Origin of the sequence: Acidovorax sp. LjRoot118, from assembly GCF_964253575.1 — a bacterium.
Lineage (GTDB): Bacteria > Pseudomonadota > Gammaproteobacteria > Burkholderiales > Burkholderiaceae_C > Acidovorax.
Genome location: NZ_CAXURB020000002.1, coordinates 19240 through 37390, shown reverse-complemented (window position 1 = coordinate 37390; position 18151 = coordinate 19240). Strand labels below are relative to the sequence as shown.

General features: G+C 60.0%; 12 protein-coding genes. 3 read left to right on the top strand and 9 right to left on the bottom strand.

The features are described 5' to 3' along the window. Positions 1–314: 314 nt before the first annotated feature. The 9 genes from ACSQ9E_RS32905 to ACSQ9E_RS32865 form a co-directional block, all read right to left on the bottom strand. Positions 315–785, bottom strand: coding sequence for a hypothetical protein (locus tag ACSQ9E_RS32905; RefSeq protein WP_436220317.1), 471 nt, complete (start codon positions 783–785; stop codon positions 315–317). A gap of 82 nt (positions 786–867) precedes the next feature. Further along, the gene (locus tag ACSQ9E_RS32900) at positions 868–3330 is read right to left on the bottom strand and encodes a CHASE2 domain-containing serine/threonine-protein kinase (protein WP_436220489.1); all 2463 of its coding nucleotides are present in this window, start codon (positions 3328–3330) and stop codon (positions 868–870) included. Positions 3331–3414: 84 nt separating this feature from the next. Then, positions 3415–3987: a YcbK family protein gene (locus ACSQ9E_RS32895; RefSeq protein ID WP_436220316.1), complete on the bottom strand. Its 573-nt coding sequence runs from the start codon at positions 3985–3987 to the stop codon at positions 3415–3417. Continuing rightward, the gene (locus ACSQ9E_RS32890) at positions 3988–4473 is read right to left on the bottom strand and encodes a bactofilin family protein (RefSeq protein WP_436220315.1); all 486 of its coding nucleotides are present in this window, start codon (positions 4471–4473) and stop codon (positions 3988–3990) included. Between the two features lie 67 nt (positions 4474–4540). Beyond that, on the bottom strand, positions 4541–5026 hold the full coding sequence (locus ACSQ9E_RS32885; protein WP_436220314.1) for a bactofilin family protein: 486 nt from the start codon (positions 5024–5026) through the stop codon (positions 4541–4543). After that, positions 5023–6231, bottom strand: coding sequence for a DUF1173 family protein (locus ACSQ9E_RS32880; protein ID WP_436220313.1), 1209 nt, complete (start codon positions 6229–6231; stop codon positions 5023–5025). The genes ACSQ9E_RS32885 and ACSQ9E_RS32880 overlap by 4 nt, the downstream gene beginning before the upstream one ends. Positions 6232–6462: 231 nt before the next feature. Continuing rightward, entirely contained in the window at positions 6463–7524 is a 1062-nt protein-coding gene (trfA, locus tag ACSQ9E_RS32875; RefSeq protein ID WP_436220312.1) for a plasmid replication initiator TrfA, read from the bottom strand. A gap of 967 nt (positions 7525–8491) precedes the next feature. Further along, on the bottom strand, positions 8492–9523 hold the full coding sequence (locus ACSQ9E_RS32870) for a ParB/RepB/Spo0J family partition protein (RefSeq protein WP_436220311.1): 1032 nt from the start codon (positions 9521–9523) through the stop codon (positions 8492–8494). After that, on the bottom strand, positions 9523–10203 hold the full coding sequence (locus tag ACSQ9E_RS32865) for an AAA family ATPase (RefSeq protein ID WP_436220310.1): 681 nt from the start codon (positions 10201–10203) through the stop codon (positions 9523–9525). The genes ACSQ9E_RS32870 and ACSQ9E_RS32865 overlap by 1 nt, the downstream gene beginning before the upstream one ends. A gap of 2857 nt (positions 10204–13060) precedes the next feature. Here ACSQ9E_RS32865 and ACSQ9E_RS32860 point away from each other — a divergent pair. The 3 genes from ACSQ9E_RS32860 (at position 13061) to ACSQ9E_RS32850 (ending at position 18055) form a co-directional block, all read left to right on the top strand. Further along, entirely contained in the window at positions 13061–13792 is a 732-nt protein-coding gene (locus ACSQ9E_RS32860) for a hypothetical protein (RefSeq protein ID WP_436220309.1), read from the top strand. Between the two features lie 66 nt (positions 13793–13858). Further along, a complete protein-coding gene (locus ACSQ9E_RS32855) occupies positions 13859–14743 on the top strand; it encodes a hypothetical protein (protein WP_436220308.1) in 885 nt (294 codons plus the stop codon). Positions 14744–15703: 960 nt separating this feature from the next. Further along, positions 15704–18055, top strand: coding sequence for a tyrosine-type recombinase/integrase (locus tag ACSQ9E_RS32850; RefSeq protein WP_436220307.1), 2352 nt, complete (start codon positions 15704–15706; stop codon positions 18053–18055). Positions 18056–18151 lie beyond the last annotated feature (96 nt).

The window sequence follows — 18151 nt, the reverse complement described above, 5'->3', positions numbered from 1 at the left end:
CACTCTACGAAGTGGTGGAGTGAAGCGAAGTGAGGCCGGCAGTAGCCAAGCGCGCCAGGAGCTCTCGACGCCAGTCCCCAAAAGCTGAGATTCAACATTTCGTGCATGTCAGCATTGTTGCTGCGCGACTTGCGTGGCCAGGTCGGAGATGCGCCCGCTGCGGGACGCTTCTGTGCTCACCGGCACGTGGCCGCCTCCGCGCTCTGGGGAACTTGCCTGGATTGCGCTGGCGAGGCCAAAATAGAAAAAGCCCACACACCCCCGGGACTGGGGGTGGTGGGCTTTTTCTTTGTAACCCTTTCGGGTGACCTCCATCAGTGAAGGCGTTGCTTGGACTTATCGAGCACGCGGGCAATGACGCCCTTCGCGCTCGCGGACACACCGTCGGCAAGCACAACCGCTTCGAGAGCGGTGCGCTGGCCGGCGCGGACCAGGATCTTGGCGACGCTTTCCAGGTCCTCCAAGCTTTCATCGTTCACGCGACCAGGGTTGGCAGCGAGGTTGGTGCCAACTTGAAGAGGGAAGCGCGCAGCGTTATCAGCGAAAGTGGACATGTCATTTCTCCAGAATGAAAAAAGGACGGTCCACTGCCCGACGGGTGTGATCCCGTCCGGGTTGATGAAGGTCGTTAGACCAGGGTGAATCGGTCGAGTGACCGGGGGCTGAATCGTCAGCACGAACTGCTCAAGAGCAAGTGCCTCGTTTGTACCAGTCGTTTTCGAAATCCGCAAGCGGGTGAAGTGTTGGCCAAATCGCTTGGCGCGCAAGCCGAGCAAAACAGCCATCGAAGGAGAGTGATCCGCCTGGCTCAGCCTGGGCAGCCACGTACTCTTCTAGGCGCCTCGAACTGCGTGCCAGCGCCACCCGTCAATCTCGAAGCTGGTTGAGCACCGATTGCAGATCTCCCGCCAGCTCACGCCCAGTTTGATGCCGTGCTTTAGGATCCTTCGCCATCGCCTTTGCCAGTACGACGTGCAGCCCGTAAGGTGCGACGACGAACTCGCTGAGCGTGGGCGGCGCTTCATGCACGATCTTGTACACCAGGTCGCTCATCGAGTCGCCGTCAAACGGCACCCTGCCAACAAGCATTTCGAACAGCATGACACCCAGAGCGTAGAGATCTGCTCGGCCGTCGATTGGATGCCCCTGAATCTGCTCCGGCGCCATGTAGGCCGGCGTGCCCATCACCACCCCGGTCTTGGTCTTGCTGCTGTCCGTAATCCGGGCGATCCCGAAGTCCGTGATCTTCAGCAGGCCACTGGCTGAGTCGTACAGGACGTTCGCAGGCTTGATGTCACGATGGATGACCCCTTCCAGGTGCGCATGGTCCAGTGCCAGACTGAGTTCTACGGCGATTTGAATAGCCTGCCTCATCGGCAGACCGCCCTGCCTGTAGATCGCACTGTCGAGCGGCTGACCGCGCAGCAGTTCCATGGCGATGTAAGCCAGGTCCTGGTCCTCGCCCACGTCATGGATCGTCACAATGTTGGGATGATGCAGCCGGCCGGCCGTCCTCGCCTCGCGGAAGAACCGTTCCTTGGCATCTACCAACTCGTTTCCGTCGAACTCCATACCGAGCGCCATGGTCTTGATCGCCACGTCGCGGTTCAATCGTGGATCACGACCCAGGTATACGACACCCATGGCACCGCGGCCAAGTTCGCTGACGAGTTCATAGCGACCCAACGTCGGGTTCGTGAACCGCATCCCCTCTGCTGTGCTGACCATACTCCGCTGCGCAACGTTCCCGGCCACAAACAGGCTGTTCCCCAGCGCCGCGAGCCTCTTGGCCTCTGACCGCGAGTGCTCGTGTTCTGGGTCGACACCCAGGATGAATTCGTGAACTGCCTGGCCTTTGCTGAACTGCCGCTTTCGCTCGAAATCAAGCGCCAGTGATTGGAGGTTCGCGACGAGATCCTGGCCGTGATTGACACGGCGAAAGCGGTCAAACGCAGCATCAAGCTCACCTTTTCCCTGGTGAGAGAGAGCCATCATCCGGTTGGCTTCAGAGGCCTCGCTGTCGGAGCGCTGCTTCCCGGCCTCTGCGAGCACAAACCGCTTGCTCATGAGAGCGATGTGAACGAGCACCAGAGTGGCCACGGGAAGGCCCATGGGTACCCATATCCGAAGCGGTGAAGACATGCCACCGTAAACTCCCCCAATGATGAGCAGGACTCCCATGAAGGTGATGGTGATTGCGTGCTTGGCCGCAAGGCGGGGAAGCATTGCAACGACGTAAATGGCGCTGAGCACATAGGCCATTGCGGTCAGGGCCCAGGCCCAGCTGGGCTGGTACAGGGAGTGACCGAGCATGTAGCTGGAGATCTCCTGCGCCAAGTGATCCACCTGGTTGGGGAAAGCATCGTCCGCGGATGCGACCGCGCTTGCGGCAGCAGCCAGGCCGGATGCCGTTGCGCCGATCACGACGATGCGGCCGCGCATGGCGTCATCACCCACCTGGCCGGAGAGGATGTCGGCCACCGACACCGTGTCAAACGCAGGGCTTCCACGCTTGCTTGCGTACTTCATGGGCATTGCGATGGAATGCGCGTCGGTGGGGATGTGCATGTTGCCCACTGTGACGCCAGTCCCCTGTGAGGTGTCGATGGTGCGGATGTCTTGCCCGGCAGCGAATGCCACTGTTGCGAGAGCAAGCGAGGGCATTGCGGCACCCTGCTGGCTGATGAACAGCGGCGCTCGCCGGGTGCGGCCATCGCCGTCGCGCAAGCCCGCCAGGCTCCCAATGCCTGCGGTACTGTCCCTGAAGGGCTCGATAGGCAGCAGAACGCGCTGCGCCGCCACGCTGAAGCCAGGATGGGTGGACGTGAACCACTCCGGCGACGGCGTCCTGGATGGGGGCGCCGTTCCAGTTCCGCCGGTAGCCCACTGCGTGAGCGAAGCCAGCTGGACGTTGCCGGCCCTGCGGATGCTTCGAGCAAGCGCTGCGTCCACGTCGAGCTCAGCATTCGCCTTTCGAAGCAGCGAGCCCAGGATTTGCTTTTCAGCGAGGGGGGTCTGGGACTCGGCCAGCTCCACCTGACGACGGATCCACTTCAGTCCATGGCTTTCCTGGGGTTCCAGGAACAACCCCGTGTGGACAATGGTGCTGGCGCCGGCGGCCGATAGCGCGTCGATCAAGTTCGCGTGCACCTCCCTCGACCACGGATAGCGGCCGATTTTCTCGATGCTCCGGTTGTCGATCGCGGCGATCACGATCTGTTCTGTCGGCCGCTTCTGCATGCTCAGCAGTGCCTTGTCGTAGAACCAAGTCTCGAGTGAGCTGATCATGCCTGTGCCCAAGTGGACGAGCAGGAGTAGCAGCGCCAACACTGCGCCGACGAACCAGTCTTGGCGGAGCCGATGAGCAATCGAAGAATTCAAGGTAAGCACCGTTCTAGGGTCAAGGAAGGCGGGCTATCCGCGCCAGGCGCGTACGCGCCCGTCATCCCAATGGCAAAAGTTTTTCCCCGGATAAAAGCCCACGCCGCCTCCACCAAGCCAGAGGCCGAACTTCATCATCGACTCCAGCGAGACGCCAGGAATGCGACCGTCGTGCGCGCGCCCCTCGAGGTGCTTGGAGTTGCGTACAGCGCCCTCCGTCTTGTCGTTTGTCTCTTGAAAGCGAGCGCCGCTGGTGGTCTCTATCGGTCTTTGGATGCCGTGCCAGCTCAGCCAGGAGTTCGTGGCGTAGAGCATGTCCAACAGAACGATGCTCATGTACATCCCTTTCCCCGCTTGCCGATCCCGTAGCAACCAGCAGATCCTGCGATAGCCTTCCTCCACCAGCTGGCCATTCGCCCAATAGATGGTTCGCACTTCCTCACCGGTTGCTGGCCTGGTCAACCACACCCAGCGAGGTTGGTTCCAGAACTGGTTGCTCTGCTCTTGGTCTTGCGGCTGGGCGAATGCTTGGGGCGCGAAGGCGGCCGCCAGAAGGAAGGTGCGCCGAGTTGGCGCCCCACCCTCTCTGCACACCAGGCCGGACATTCAATTGCCAGTGGTGCCGGTCGCAGCGTGCGCGCGGTTCATCACGAGGACGTCGGCGGTCGGGGACTGGGGCGCTGCATGCTGCTGGGTGTGGTTCCCCTTGTAGGCCATGCTGCCGTTCACGCGGGCACCACGGTGCAGATCGATGTCGTTGGAGTACGAAATCTCGCCTTTGACGTAGGCTGTGCCTGCGATCTCCAGGGCCTTGCGTGCATGCAGCTTCCCTTCGAAGTCGCCCTCGATGTAGATGCAGTCGGCATCGATATCGCCCTTCGTGATCGACGAGCCGGCGCCGAGGTGTACTGCGCCACCTTTGGTGAAGTTGATGGCGCCCTCGAAGGTGCCCTCGATCTTCAGCCCTGCGTCGGGCTGGTCGGAAGTGAAGGTGCCAGCGAAGGCGACGCCTGCACCGATCACAGAGGTGATCTGGGCGAGGGTGTCGGAGGAAATGGTGCGTGCGTCGGTTGTAGTGCTGCTGGTGTTCATGGTTTCTCTTTCAGGGGTCGAACGATTTCGTTCAGGATGGGTGATTGGCAGGTTGAGGTGGAGAGGTTCAGCGGTGTACAAGGTCAACTTTGTTGTGCCCTCCCTTAACGATGTGCAGATCTGAGTACGTGATGGCACCACTGGTCGTTGCAGTGCGAGCAATGAAGACTGCAGTGGCGTCCACTACCGCATCGAGCTCACCGAAGACGTGAATGCGATCGACCTCCGCGGCCCCTTTGAGGGTTGCACCAGGGCAAACCACGAGAAGGCTTTGGTTGTCCTTGGGCTGGTGGACCTGCCCCTCGACATGGCCCGCAATGGTCAGGGTGCCGGCGGTTTGGCGGATGGTCCCGCTGAAGCGTGCGTCCTTGGCCAGCAACGTGTCGCCAGCTGCCCACAGGTCATGCTTTTCAACGGTAGGTACAGCACCCTGCACGGGGGGATGGAGCCACTGAGCTGCAGCTCGAACAGGCGCCAGGATGACTGCTGACTGTGGCTCTGTTTTGCCCTGAAGCCAGGTGAGCAGTGGTCGCATCAACTGCAGTCCCATCATCGGGCCCTCCTATCGATCTCAGGGAGGGCCGGCGGATGGGGATCGTTTCTCCGAGCCCAGATCCACAGCTTCGTGTTCCGTCGGGGCGCCTCCACGAGCAGGGTCTCCGTGCGTTTTAGCAGCTGGTGTGCGGGCATGCCCGTGCCGAAGATGTACATCTCGGTGAGCGTCTTTCCTGAATCCCGGAGTACGAACGTCGGAAGCTCATTGCTAGCCTGTGCGTAAGACAAGGGCCGGCTGAATTCTCGGCTTGTGTCTATTAGCTGGTCGGCTATGGAATCTTCGGCGTTGCAGTTGGACGGGATCAGACGGCTGGTCGTGCGCATCAGCACGCAGTCGGCGGCGACGATGGATCTGTCGCGCAACGCCTCAACCCTGACGAGCGCTACAACAGCCGCTCCTGGCTCCGGGTGTGTGGCTGCGGCCCAGCCGCGGCGAGACATACGTGTGAGGTTGTCCGACAGTGCCCGCCCCAACAGGATGGCAGGCCCGTGCTGCTTCAGGCGCAGCACGTGGCCAGCTGCGGTAGGCGCAATCTCTTTGACCAGGCCTAGGATGAAACCTGAAGCAACTGGCTCCCCTCCCCTCGGCTGTTCCCAGAGTGGCCGTGCGAACTTCGCCCAGAGCGCTTCGATCTCGCCCCTGCGTTCCTTCGAGAACATTGGCGGGACATAAAGTATGTCCGCAAGGGCGACACCGTCAATGTGCGTGGATCCTGCGCTGTGCAGCAGCACATGCCTTGCCATGGTCCAGTCGCGGTGCCAGCCAGGCACCCAGCTGTGCAGCCTGCTGGATTCCCACAGGTGGTGGATCAGCGACCAGATGTCATAACTGGCCGCCTCGGGGTGGTCGGAATTTTGATTGCGTGCCGAGTTGTAGGCCTTGGGCGGCCTTTCGGGGTGTTCGTCGGTCTTGGACACCGTACCAGGGCGACCGGTGTAATGGGCCTGCTCATTGAAGAATGGGCAGTCTGCGCGGTGCATATGAGCTTCACCCGGCCATACCGCCACGTGGAGCAGCGGACCACGTCGTTTGACTAGAAGGCGAAGGCCCGGTGGCTTGCAGTGGCACAGAGCATGGCCATGGACGACTCGAATCCGCTCGAGATCCGCCTGGTGTTGCTGGGGCGTATGTCGCAGCGAGCCGGCTTCAACGAGTTTGCCGTTGAGCAAGACCTTCGATGCCGTGGATTGGACTGTCTGCATGCTGCCCCTACAAAAGCTTCCACACCGCGGTTGCGAGTGCGAATGGGGCAATTTTGGGCGGCTGGTGCGCTCGGAGAGGGGGTATATCCGCCCGAATGGGGATGTATTGGGCGGTCTATCGTGCTCATCCGCTAATAGCTAAGCGGCACGATCTCTGGTGATTCACTGTTGGAATCTGGATTCGGTGGCGTTGTTGCAGTGTTCTCGTTCGCGCAAAAAGGCACCGAACTATTAGCTGAGCAGCGCGTTTTGGTTGGCAAGGGCCTTTGCCTTGAGTCGCTTCGTCACGTAGACGATGTCGCCCTTCTTGACGTCGAAATCTGTGAGAAAGCCGACTTCCTTCAATGTCTGCAGGGCGTTCTTCACGTTTCGGCGGAAAGTGCTAAGGCTGGCCCCGGAGCGGCTGAGCTCGTACAGTTTGCTGAGGGGAAGCGGGATGGGATCGCGATGGCTCGAATAGAAGGCATGGAGCCAAAGCGCGACTGTAGCCCTTGTGCCTATAGCCTTGCGTGTCTGCCACTCTAGGAGAGTCGTTGTGTCTTCCATGAACAGTGAGGAAACCGATGGCTCAAATCGGACCATCCACTTAGCGTTGCCAGTCTGTGGGTCCATCTCGTTCCAGCCGAATGCGCGAATCAGGGACCCGCTGTATGCGGCCGCGCCATTCGAGGTAGCAATCTGGATAGCCGTGACCTTTAGTCGCTGAATGCTCTGCTTGACCTTTTCGTAGGTTTCGGAGTGCATGCGCCAACCCATGTCTTTGATGAGCTCATAGCCGCTAAAAAAGATCTTGTCTGCGATCGGCTGGTTGCGAGCGAGGTTGATTAGTGCCATCCAAACCGTGAGGTCGTCCTGCTGCAGTTCTTTCCCCTCATATCGGACCTGGTAGTTCGAAAGACTGTCGATTCGGATGTTGTCGAGGTACTCTCGCGCGACTCCCGTCTTTACGCTAAAGATGCCACTCCTGATAAACGGATTTGGGACCCCTCTACTGTTGTCGTCCCAAAACGGCAGCACCTCCTGCAGTACCTTGCGGTCCAGTTCAGAGCGTTCCTCGTGGTCCTCCTGAGTCCTGGGAAGCTGGGCACGTTCTTTTCTTGCTGCGAGTGTTCTTGGGGCAAGTGTTCGTGGCAGTCGATTGCTAGCTTGCGGGATGGGAGTTCCGTCGAACAACTCTTCGGTGATCAGCCGCTTCGTTGTGTCCGTCAGTCCGAATTTTGGCACCTCGATCAGCTCATCCGCTATTTCGACTGAGGGCTGAGTTTCGGACGGTGATCGGGGTTTGGTGGCCATGCGTGATTGGTTGTTGGCCGTGATTACAGGCTGCGCACTCCGTGAAGTCAAGGTGCACTATTAGCGGAGCAGCACGATTTTTCGTCCCCATCCTTGGCGAGGGGGAGCCTGCTGCGTTTTTTCAGGCCGTTGCGCGCCTCTTCTTAAGACAAGACTTTTATAGACTTAAGAAAGGGGACTTAGGAGCGCTGAGAGCCTTTGCTGGCGCGGGCTACAGGCGGACTGCTGTGCTGGTGCGCTATTAGCGGAGTGCTCCTCCGCTATTAGCGGAAGGTGGGCGGCGCTATTAGCGGAGTGGCACACCGCTATGCCATTGCACAGGTTCTCCACAGACTTGTCCAGAGAGTTGTTCACAGAGGGCCAGGTACTAGCGGAACAGCACGATTTTTGCATTCAAGGAGCGAGTGTGGCGCCTGCCGACGCGGAGTGTGCTCTCGAAGAGCCAGTCTGTCTCCACGGGCTATTAGCGGAGCAGCACGATTTGCCAGGCGGGGGCCTCACTTCCGCGCCGGCTAGGGAGCCGTGATCGGCATACCGGCCCCCAAGACCAGGCCCCCACTGTTAGCGCAACAGCACGGTGTCCACCGTCTCTCGTCGCAGAAGGGCGATTGAAGTGTCTCAAGTGCTCGAACTACTAGCGGAGCAGCACGATTTACACCCATCGTTAGCCGTTTGGGGCAACTCAGGGAGTCTCGACTCCCCTACTACTAGCGGAACAGCACGTTTCCTGCCAATTTTCGTCGTGTGAAGGCGACTGTGGAGGTCCCCACCTAGGGCTACTACTAGCGGAACAGCACGCCTCCGCTGCCACAGTCATGATGCCTTCACCCCTAAGGGCGATGTGAACGTAAGTGCCTACTCTCCTTGGGATCGAAGCTAGGTAATAAACGTTTTTGCTCCTCTGTGCGGTCGTGCAGCTCCGCTAATAGTTCTAAGCCAACCACCAGGTCAACCCCTATTCGTTCCGTTACGGGCTGGTATTCCCCTTGGCACGGTCGACCTCCCCTGCTATGAGCTCCTGCAGCTTCGCCACGATGTGTTCGCGCGCCTTGGGGTCTGTGATGCTGGCTTCGAACGTCACCTTCCCTGAGTCCCAATCCTTGATCACCCCGATTTCCGCCCCGTCGTGCACGATCTTGTGTTGCCGGCTGACCTCGCGTGTGAGCGGGGCCGCAGCTTCGGAAAGCTTGGCCTTCAGACTTTCTAACTGCCGGGTCGACATGTCGCCAGCGGCCACCGCTCTAGCGTGCTTTTCCAGCATGGCGACTGGCACTTTCTCTGCCAGGAGCGTCAGCAGGTAGCCGGCGGTGAGAGAGAACTGCCTCGGGTGCTCCTTGAGCACTTCAAGGACGGTCGGCGGGAGTTTGAGGAGCGAAATCGTTTTGGAAATTGTCGTGCGCGGCTTTCCCGTCACCTGGGCGATGTCCTCGTGGGAGCCAACAATGTTCTTCTCGATCAACTCATTCCATGCAAAGGCGTCATCCATGGGCGTGGCGTCAGCTCGCTGGTCGTTCTCCGCATAGCTGAGCCGATACATGTCCAAGTCGGTTGGCGCCTCAAGTAGCTTGAGCTCGATGTCCGCCTTGCCGATCGCCAGCAGTCCTCGTTTGCGGTAGTGGCCCCCCAACAAGATGTAGTGACCTGGGCGCTCGGGGTGCCTTACGGCAGGGGCCGGCGTCATCTGACCATCCTTGGCCAGTGACGCCGCTCGTTCCTTCAATGTGTCGGGATCGTAGAACCGTCGCGCATTGAACGGGTTGTCATGGACGTGCGAGATTGGCGCGAAGATCGACGCCCCTGCCCTGCCTACTGAGTGTGCATGAGCGAGGTCTTCCTTCTGCGGCGAAGTGGACTCAAGGGACTTGCCAAGGGCAGCAGAGGTGCCAGAAGGCTGGGTCTGCAAAACGGCCGCAGCGTGCGCAAATCTGTCACCAGCGCGGTTTTCGGAGTCGGTCATAAATGCCGACATGTCACTGGTAAGGTCAAATTTCTTGGCCATTATTTTGCCTTTCCTTGTCGCTTGACCAGCTTCAGCACTTGATCGGTAAGCGCCTCCAATTCCCTTGTCGCGTCCTCAGCGCCTTTACCCAGACCATGGGTGGTGGTGCCAGCTAGCATTGAGCGGGAGAACGGCTTACGGTCGCTCAGATGGGAACTCAATGGTGGGAAATCCTTATCGCGCTTTAGCAACTCAAGAAATTGCTTGTCGTCGGCCAGGTGCATCCGCGCTGCGGTCGGGATCACCCGAACAGGGATGTCATGCCCCGCAGTCTCAATGGCCTTTCGTGCTAGCTTTTTTGCAGTGCTGAGTGCGGAAATATCCGGTGGAGACAGTTTCGTAGGGATAAGGATGAGGTCCGAAATAAGCAGCATTCCCCAGGTGGAGGGCTGGTCAACCGATGGCGCGCAGTCAGCGACGATGATTTCGTATTTGCCCGCCAGCTTGGCCATTTCGTTTGTAACGCCGCCCTTGTAGCCACTACCGCTCCACAAGGTTGCTTTGAAGTTTGCCCCGTCCTTCGCCGAGAGCCACTGCGATGCTGTCCCTTGAGCGTCCAAGTCGGCCACCAACACGTCGAATCCTCGTAGACCAAGTGCCCCGGCGAGCTGGCATGCCGTTGTTGTCTTACCGCTGCCGCCCTTTTCGTTGAAGACCGTGATGATGGTTGCTTGGCTCATTGATATCCCCGGGTGTGAAAGAAAGGGTGTTCCGCGCGGAACACTGCTATTTCTTATTGTCGTTCATGCCACTACCGTGTCAATAACTTTTTCTGGCCGTCTTGTCGGTTTATGTAGAGTAACCGAGCCGATTCTGTAGGTGCTAGAAGATTGGTGATCATTTTTAAGTCCTACGCTTAGAGTCGTGACACCTTCATTTCTCAACAAAGACCCGCTGCTAGAGATCTGAGTGTTCTGCGCGGAACAGTCAGCTGACGCGTTCTCGACCTTTGCTGCTGTGTCCACCCTGCAAGTAACGACTGAAGCACGCTGCTACAAGCGAGCTCAAGCAGCTGGCTTGCGGCTATGGACCTAAGCTTGGAACTGAGCGTCGAAAGTTCTGAGCGCAAACCGAACTGGTTGAGAGTGTTCCGCGCGGAACAGGGTGGTGACGTACTGCTTGATTCTGGGTGCTCGACTTCTTGAGAAGAGTCACGCTCATCTGGGCAGGCTGGAGTTCCGCGCGGAACAGCAACGTTCACCTCTATGTTCCTTTTGTGGGAACTTGAAGTCATCGTCTCCAACGAGGTCAGGGAGTCCTCAAGGCGGTGGAATTTTCCTACACGCCAACACTTGGTGCCTGTTCCGCGCGGAACAGCTTGGCGTTTGCTGGGCCAAAGCGGAACGGGCAACAGTTACTGCGTATTTGACGTGCAAGAACGGCCCGGGCTATGTGCCCTGGAACACTCGCGTAGCAAGAGGCTCCGAGCCGAATGCGGTCTAGTGTGTAGCCCGTTTCAGAAATCGCACAGGTTCAGGTTCAAGTTACGGTAAAGCTGTCACCTACGGGGGCGCGCTAGTGTCCACTGCGGACTGTTCCGCGCGGAATACTTTGCCGCATGGACCGGTCGTGGCAAGAGAAAGCAGGCTAGTAAACCAGCACGCTCGCTGCTTTGACCACCCTCTAAAAGGGAGCCGCCGGCGCCATGTTCCGCGCAGAACACTAAGGCAGCTGCCACCTCAACCCTTCCTGGCGAGTATGTGCAATCTGCTACGTGTTGTTCCCATAGCTTTCGTGCCCTAGGCGTTGCCTGTCATTACCGACTGAGGCCCTTTTCTTTGGATCGAAATCCACAGCTGTCCTGCGGCGCTTGGTGGTGCGTATTAAGCTGCGAAAGATATGACTACGAGGGAAACTGACTTCGACTGTTCCGCGCGGAACACTCGCTTTCATTTGTCGTTTGCGCTGTCAACGAGTTATTGCCCTCAACCAGGGCGGGTCCGCTCGGCCCAAGTGCAATTAAGATCCCACACAAAGAAATTTGGCTGCTGTTCCGCGCGGAACACAGTGCATGTCTACCGGGTCACGGTTTATAAAAAGGCATCGCAGTGAGCACTCGGGCATCTAATAGTGGCCGCCACCTGATCCTGAATGTCGTCCGCCCGCGATCTGTTCTGCGCGGAACATCTAATCAGGCATCTGAGGGGCAATCGAAACGCTGTCGGCCCTAAGATTGAGGGGTGGACAGGCAACAAAAGGGTCGTCGGGAGGCGACTCGTTAAAAGAGGTCGACGATGGTCTTTGCCGTACGGGATCTCGAAGGCGGTTCGTTGAGACGAAAAGAGAACGAGGATTTTGCACTCCCAGGAGCGCGTTGGAAGACGGTGAGTCGTAGTGTTCCGCGCGGAATACATGGGCTGGTTGCTCCATCACAAAGCAGAAATCGGCCGTCTACAGAACCGACGCGACTGCAGCTTTGTCGATAGACTAAAGAGTGTGCTCCAGGTCGCATGTTCCGCGCGGAACACCCATCAAGCCCACATCGCGCTCTTGAGAAGCTCTCGGGACAATTCATCAGTGACATGCCATGTGCCCGGTGGAGTTTCAAAGCACAACGTTCAGAGGGGCGATGATCTCCAGCGGCATAGCGACCGTTCAGGCGGACAGTAAACGGTGATCCTTCCACGGACGGACGGGAACTGAGATGGCTGAGGTGCGAAGTGTTCCGCGCGGAACACATGATGCTCCCGCAACCGCTAAGCGCAATGTGTGGCTTGCAGGCTGTTGAGGCTGCAGCTCTGACCACGCTATGAGCGCGGGACAGGAGACAACGTGTTCCGCGCGGAACACACTTTCGGCGTATCGATCTATCCGATAATGGAAAACCTTTGTTGGTCACCATTCACGAAGCGCTGCTGCCCTACCCATTCCGTTAACGCCCACGGGGTGGACGGTCCACGACGGAAGCTCCTCCAACTCGCCCCTGGGACGTTGAGAGGGATTCCATTTTGATCGACCGGATTTTTATCTGTGGCATTGCAGTTGGCTTAGCCGTTTGCCACTTGCGCTAGGGAGCCGCAGCCCTGGCCTGGAATGAGGCGAAGTCGGCGAGAGTGGCTGTACCAGAACCTCGTCGGTGGCCAGGCACCGCAGGTCATGCTTCTCCATCGTTGATGGACATACCTTGCTCGGCGTGCTACTACACGCGGTTCCTTCTCTCGCTGCGTCGGTGCCTATCCGCTGTCTTCGGCGTTACCTTGCACTAACCGCTGGGACAGAACGCGCCAGCGCTGCCGGGATGAACGTGACTACACATGCTGCAAAGCAACATGGCGACGGAGCGTCTGGAAGGGTGATGGCGAAATTGCCGATGGCCGGTGCGAAGATGGAGTACGTTATCCCTGCCGAGCCTTATCGTCGCATGGAGCATCAATGCAGCGATGGTGCTGGCCAGGTAGACGTGGCCGGCCTCGGGGTGTTCAAGCTCCACCCTCACGCACAACATCGAGCCGAATTGCGGCCGTACTGAAATACCGAAGTGTTCGACCCATCCTCATCGAAAATGTGCTGAACACGCTCACTTAAAGGACGGGAAACATGATGTCGGAAGAAGAGTTCTTGGCATTGGCGAAGGCCGAACAAGATAAATGGGTCAACCCGGTCGGTCGCCTAATACTTGCAGCCGCCAGCATCGAGAGGTCTGTGAACGAACTCCTCAACGTTCTCGAGCCCGAAGCCTCCGGGGTTTGGCGAAAAAAAGATTTTTTTACGCGCGCTGGGCGAATCTCTGATATCTCGAAAAAGGAGTTGTCGGACACACTTGCGGCGGCGCTGAAGGATCAAAAAAGGAAGTATTGGCCCGTCATGGAGAGCCGAAACGCTATCGCTCATAACCCGCTTTTCATGCATGCGTTTGGTCAAGGGCCAGACGCCGTTGTTAGCGCCACCATTCTTCATCAGCAAAAGGATATGGCGTACAACCTGGCTGACATTCGGAAGTTCGCGGATGAGGCAGACGCCGTTTCTGCAGACCTAATGCAGTTTGCTGCGAATTTCCCCATCGCACACCAGCGGGAAATTGACTTGGCACACAGTATTTTCACTGCGATGCACTTAAGGAGGCCGGAAGAGGGCGACTATCTCTCTGCCGAGGTCGATGCCGGTCAGGCCGGGATCGTTGACGCTGCCGCAGACCCCATGAAAGTCGCATTCGAAGCCAAGTACAACAGAGACTGGGAAGACCCGTCAGGCGATGAGATGAAGGCCATCTGGGCTGATGCTTGGGCTGCGGCCAAGGCGGATCAGACAGGCCAGCGCACGGGGACCTGAAGCCTGGCTCCATCCGCCGCCTGTAGGATCGAAGTTTTCGGTTAACTTTGATTCAGCTTCTGCTAAATGACGATACCGACCGCTCCCCAAACTCCCTCTGCACCGACGGAATCCGTGCGCGTACGGCGCCTTCGCAGGGACATCATCAAGATGGTCCCTCGTTTCCCAAACAATAGTGCGACGCTACGAGAATTGGAGCAGCTGTCACTCACATCGCTGCTCGTGGTGTACCTTAATTGGGCGAGAAGGATAATTCCGCCTCGCCAGCGCAACGTGGCCATTGAGCCTTCTTTGACGGCCGATCGGCGGTGGAAGAAGCTCAGACCGGATGTACAGCGGTTCCTCGAGAAGGTTCGCGCTGGCGAAGACCTAATGCCGCATCTTTCCCTTCGCGTTCAGTACAACGGGTATACCCCCCCGAGCATGGCTGTGGCGAAGGATGACCTATGGGAAGACAAGGACTTCCTGCTGAACGTGATGGGGTATCACCATTTTCACCTTGGACCGCAATCCCAGCACAACCACACGGATCGCACAGACGACCTACTGTTCGCACAAGTCACTCGGGATAGGTTGCACGCGATAGCACTATTCGACCACTCCGTCTTTGACAAAGGCACCCAAATGAGCGCGGAGCGCGAGCGGATGTGGAAGCTGTACCGCTACCGTACGTCTCTAGGACGTGCGCCCGGCATCTATATGGCAGCTGGCCCTGTGGCAACGTCAGGTCACTCTTTGGACGATGTGGTTATGGCACAGGACTATGTGCGAATCATTAGAGTCAATGACCCGAAGCTGGACGAACTCCAGGCCCGTTCAGCTGTTTTCCCGGACTTGCCTCACCAGGTCGTGAAGGCGCAGAAGCTCTCATGGGCTTTAAATGGTCAGGATCTTGGCCTGGTCGATCGCGTAACCCAAACCTTCTTCATACTTAGAAAAGGACCAGTCTGATCACATCAGGCTGGTGTCAGCAGGTCTTTTAGCTCTATCGGCGTTGATGTGGGCCATTTGCAGCATCGACGCTCACTCCGCACGTCATTGCAGTTTCGCCAGCAACTGCGCCCAGCAGCGTTCACAGGCCTGGCCCATGGCGGCCAGTTCGGCGCTGACATAACCGCAGGCCTGAGCACCGTGGCCTGCAGCTGGTGCTGAACCACTAGCTGCGCCGCCGGGGTTCACTGACCTTGCCAACCCAGGATGCCCAGGCACTGGGCGGCCAGCTCGTTGCCGGTACGGCCGCAGGCCTGCCCACCCGGGCCAGCACCTGGTGTTGGCAGCCTAGCAGCGCTGCCGGGGTCCACCGGCTTGGCCATGCCCAAGATGCCACCGGCCCTGGGCCGCCAGCTGCCCACCAGCGCGGTCGCAGGCTCTGGGCTCGCTGCCCCCCCCGTTCCCCCTTCAGAAAAACCGCGCACCGGCGCTCCTACAGGCCGCTATGGGCGGCCCTGGCCGGCACACCCTATCCGGAAAAACGAATCTTGAGTGACGCGCCCAAGAAATAGAGTGACTTTCCGCAGCTGCTGCCAGCCAATCTACAAAACGAGGGTTGAGTGGCGCGTTGACGAAACTACAGTGGCGTTCCGCAAACACGAACACTGATCCCAGCCATTGCAAATCAACAACTTAGGCGAGAAACGGCCACTTTTTTGGGGGCCATCTGCACCACCTACAATTAATTTTGAGTCTTTTGAGTTACCGCTTATGATCTTATCGCTTGCTAGTTGAGCGTATTTCCTTCTTCGACGGGAAATCGCCTCAGCCTGAAGGCGTGCGGAGGGTCAAAGCGAGGTAGAGGAGGGCGGTGTTCCGCGCGGAACATCAGATACCACTTACCAAACGCAGCCCTCGCAGCAGGTCCCCGTGCAAGCTCACCATTGGCTCTAGTCCTGGCACGCCGAGGAAATCGATCTCATGTCCCCTGAAAACTTCACCGATCTGCCAGGCGTGCGCCACCACCGCCCCGTGCTGCTCGATGACGAGGCTGCGCCTGGCGGAACGCTGGGCGCGCCCCGCGCGCGGCCCAAGCGGCGGCGGGGACGGCCGCTGGGCTCCAAGACGCGCACGGAGCATGGACACGTCACCGCCGACGAGTTCGCGTTTCTGCGGGCGCTGGCCCAGGGCCTGGACCTGACAGTGGCCGCGCGCCAGTACCTGCTGTGGCCCGGGCGCATGCCGGAGCGGGCCGCTCTCGAGCAGTTCAACCGCCAGCTGCTGCAGCGGGTGGCCGCGGGGGCGGTGACCCTGGGGGACAGCGACACGGCGCGCGCCATGGTGCAGGATCTGTTGGCACTGCTCGCGGTGGGCAAGAGTCAACTACCCAGCGTGCAGGAGATCGTCAACGCTGCGCCACCTCTGCTGTCCAGCCCAGATGCGCCCGCATCCCCTCCCTCATCGGCGCCGGCGGCCGCTACGGTGCCGACGCTGGAAGAGTTTGCGAGCCAGTTCGACGAGGATATGTACGGCGAGGCCGAGCTGACCGAGATGTACGAGGCCGAGTACCCCGGCGGCACGGCCACTGCCGGCGCGCCTTTGGGGCCGGAGCTGCAATTGCCTCTTGAACCGGCGCGAGGGGAGGGCGGGCACGTGGCCGCAGCTGCGCGGCAAGCCCCCACGTTGGCCACGGGAAGCGCTGCCGGCCGCATCGAGGTACTGCTCGGCGCCATTGACTGGCTGGGAGCGCGCCTGTCGGTCGTGCCTGAACTGGGGCATCCCATCGTGCAGTGGATCCGGCTCAATCCCGACCAGCAGCAGGCTTTGGCGTCGGCGGGCCTGATCACATTGGGCAACCTGGTGGACTGGATAGCGCTGCGCGGCGAGCGCTGGTTTAAAGGGGTACCGCGCTACGGTGTTGCCCGTGCCCGGGCGCTGGAGGCCTGGCTCCTCAAATGGCGCCTGCAACCTGCACAGGGTCTGCCAAAGATCGGGCTGCAGCTGGCCAAGGCCACGGCCCTTGCGGTGGCCAAGCCGGCCGAAGGGCTCGTTCCGTTGCAGCGCGGTCCGGCGCCGGTCACGCAGGCGACCTGGCCCAGCCATTTGCGGGGCGAGCAGGGCGTGTACAGGAGCCAGAGTCCCAATACCCTGCAGGCGCCCGATGACCTGGATGCCGTGCAGGCCTGGTTCAAGCTCATCCAGCGCAGGTCGCCGGCCACCCAGGCCGGTTACCGGCGCGCCATCGAGCGGCTGGTCATGTGGGCCGTGCACGAGAAGAACACTGCTCTGTCCTCGCTGAGCAGCATGGACCTGCTGGAGTTCCGGGACTTCCTGCAGGGTCCTCCGCAACGTTGGGTCAACCCTGAAACCGGTACACGTCGCAACGACGGCGGCGCCTGGCGACCGCTGCGCGGGCCCTTGAAGCAAGGGAGCCTGAACCTGACGTTTGCGGCGATCAGCTCGATGTACTCGGCCTGGCGCACGGCCAACTACCTGTCCGCCAATCCTGCCGAGGGCATACCCACCGGACCAGGCCGGGAAGAGGCCACCCTGGACACCAGCCGGTCTTTGTCGGAGCAGGACATGGAGCTCGTGGCCACCACGTTCCAGCAGCTGCCCGATGGCCCCGGAAAGCGGCGGCTGGCGGCCATACTGCAGTTGCTGGAGACCTCAGGCCTGCGCCGTGCGGAATTGGAAGGCGCGCGTTGGGGGGCGCTCTCGCGGGCCCGCGTGGATGGCCGGGACAGCGACCACTGGGTACTGGCGGTGGTCGGTAAGGGCAACAAGAAGCGTGAGGTACCCATCCATGTCGACGCCATGCGGGCGCTGGAGGCGCACCGCCAGGATCGGCGCGCGCTGCTCGCCAGTGGCGTGCTCAAGCGCTATGGGAACGTGCCCGATAGCGAACTCCCCCTGATCGGGGTGCTGGACGAGCGGCGCAGCAACAAGCGAGGAGAGGCGCCACCAGGTGCCGCTGCCGGCGGTGGAGCAGGGCGCCAAGACGGGCCGTCTGTGGAGGCACAAGCCGAGGCTGGTGTCTGCGGGGAGCTGTCGGCGCCGGCGATCTATGCGGAGCTCAAGCGGTTCTTTGCGCTGTGCGGCCAGGCCAGCCGGGATACCGACCAGCAGGCGCGCTTCTCGAAGGCCTCCACGCACTGGATGCGCCATACCTTTGCGCACCTGCTACTGCGGGTGACCGACAAGAACCTGGCGATCGTCCAGAAGGTGCTGGGCCATTCCTCCATGGCGACGACGGCCATCTACGTGAAGGCGGACCAAAAGGACACCATCGCTGCCGTGGGGGCGATCAGGTCCGCCCTGGGGTCAGGCTAATCCATAGGCCAGCTGCTGCAGGTGGCACCTGCCGGCGCCGTGTCAGAGTGGGGCAGGGGGGCGATTGGACAGAACGCACTGGGTTGCCGGGCCCGG

Bases quoted from the DNA above. Each gene is read 5' to 3' on its own strand.
- ACSQ9E_RS32905 (WP_436220317.1), bottom strand. From the start codon at position 785: ATGGCTGTTTTGCTCGGCTTGCGCGCCAAGCGATTTGGCCAACACTTC.
- ACSQ9E_RS32895 (WP_436220316.1), bottom strand. From the start codon at position 3,987: ATGTCCGGCCTGGTGTGCAGAGAGGGTGGGGCGCCAACTCGGCGCACC.
- ACSQ9E_RS32890 (WP_436220315.1), bottom strand. From the start codon at position 4,473: ATGAACACCAGCAGCACTACAACCGACGCACGCACCATTTCCTCCGAC.
- ACSQ9E_RS32885 (WP_436220314.1), bottom strand. From the start codon at position 5,026: ATGATGGGACTGCAGTTGATGCGACCACTGCTCACCTGGCTTCAGGGC.
- ACSQ9E_RS32880 (WP_436220313.1), bottom strand. From the start codon at position 6,231: ATGCAGACAGTCCAATCCACGGCATCGAAGGTCTTGCTCAACGGCAAA.
- trfA (WP_436220312.1), bottom strand. From the start codon at position 7,524: ATGGCCACCAAACCCCGATCACCGTCCGAAACTCAGCCCTCAGTCGAA.
- ACSQ9E_RS32870 (WP_436220311.1), bottom strand. From the start codon at position 9,523: ATGGCCAAGAAATTTGACCTTACCAGTGACATGTCGGCATTTATGACC.
- ACSQ9E_RS32865 (WP_436220310.1), bottom strand. From the start codon at position 10,203: ATGAGCCAAGCAACCATCATCACGGTCTTCAACGAAAAGGGCGGCAGC.
- ACSQ9E_RS32860 (WP_436220309.1), top strand. From the start codon at position 13,061: ATGATGTCGGAAGAAGAGTTCTTGGCATTGGCGAAGGCCGAACAAGAT.
- ACSQ9E_RS32855 (WP_436220308.1), top strand. From the start codon at position 13,859: ATGACGATACCGACCGCTCCCCAAACTCCCTCTGCACCGACGGAATCC.
- ACSQ9E_RS32850 (WP_436220307.1), top strand. From the start codon at position 15,704: ATGTCCCCTGAAAACTTCACCGATCTGCCAGGCGTGCGCCACCACCGC.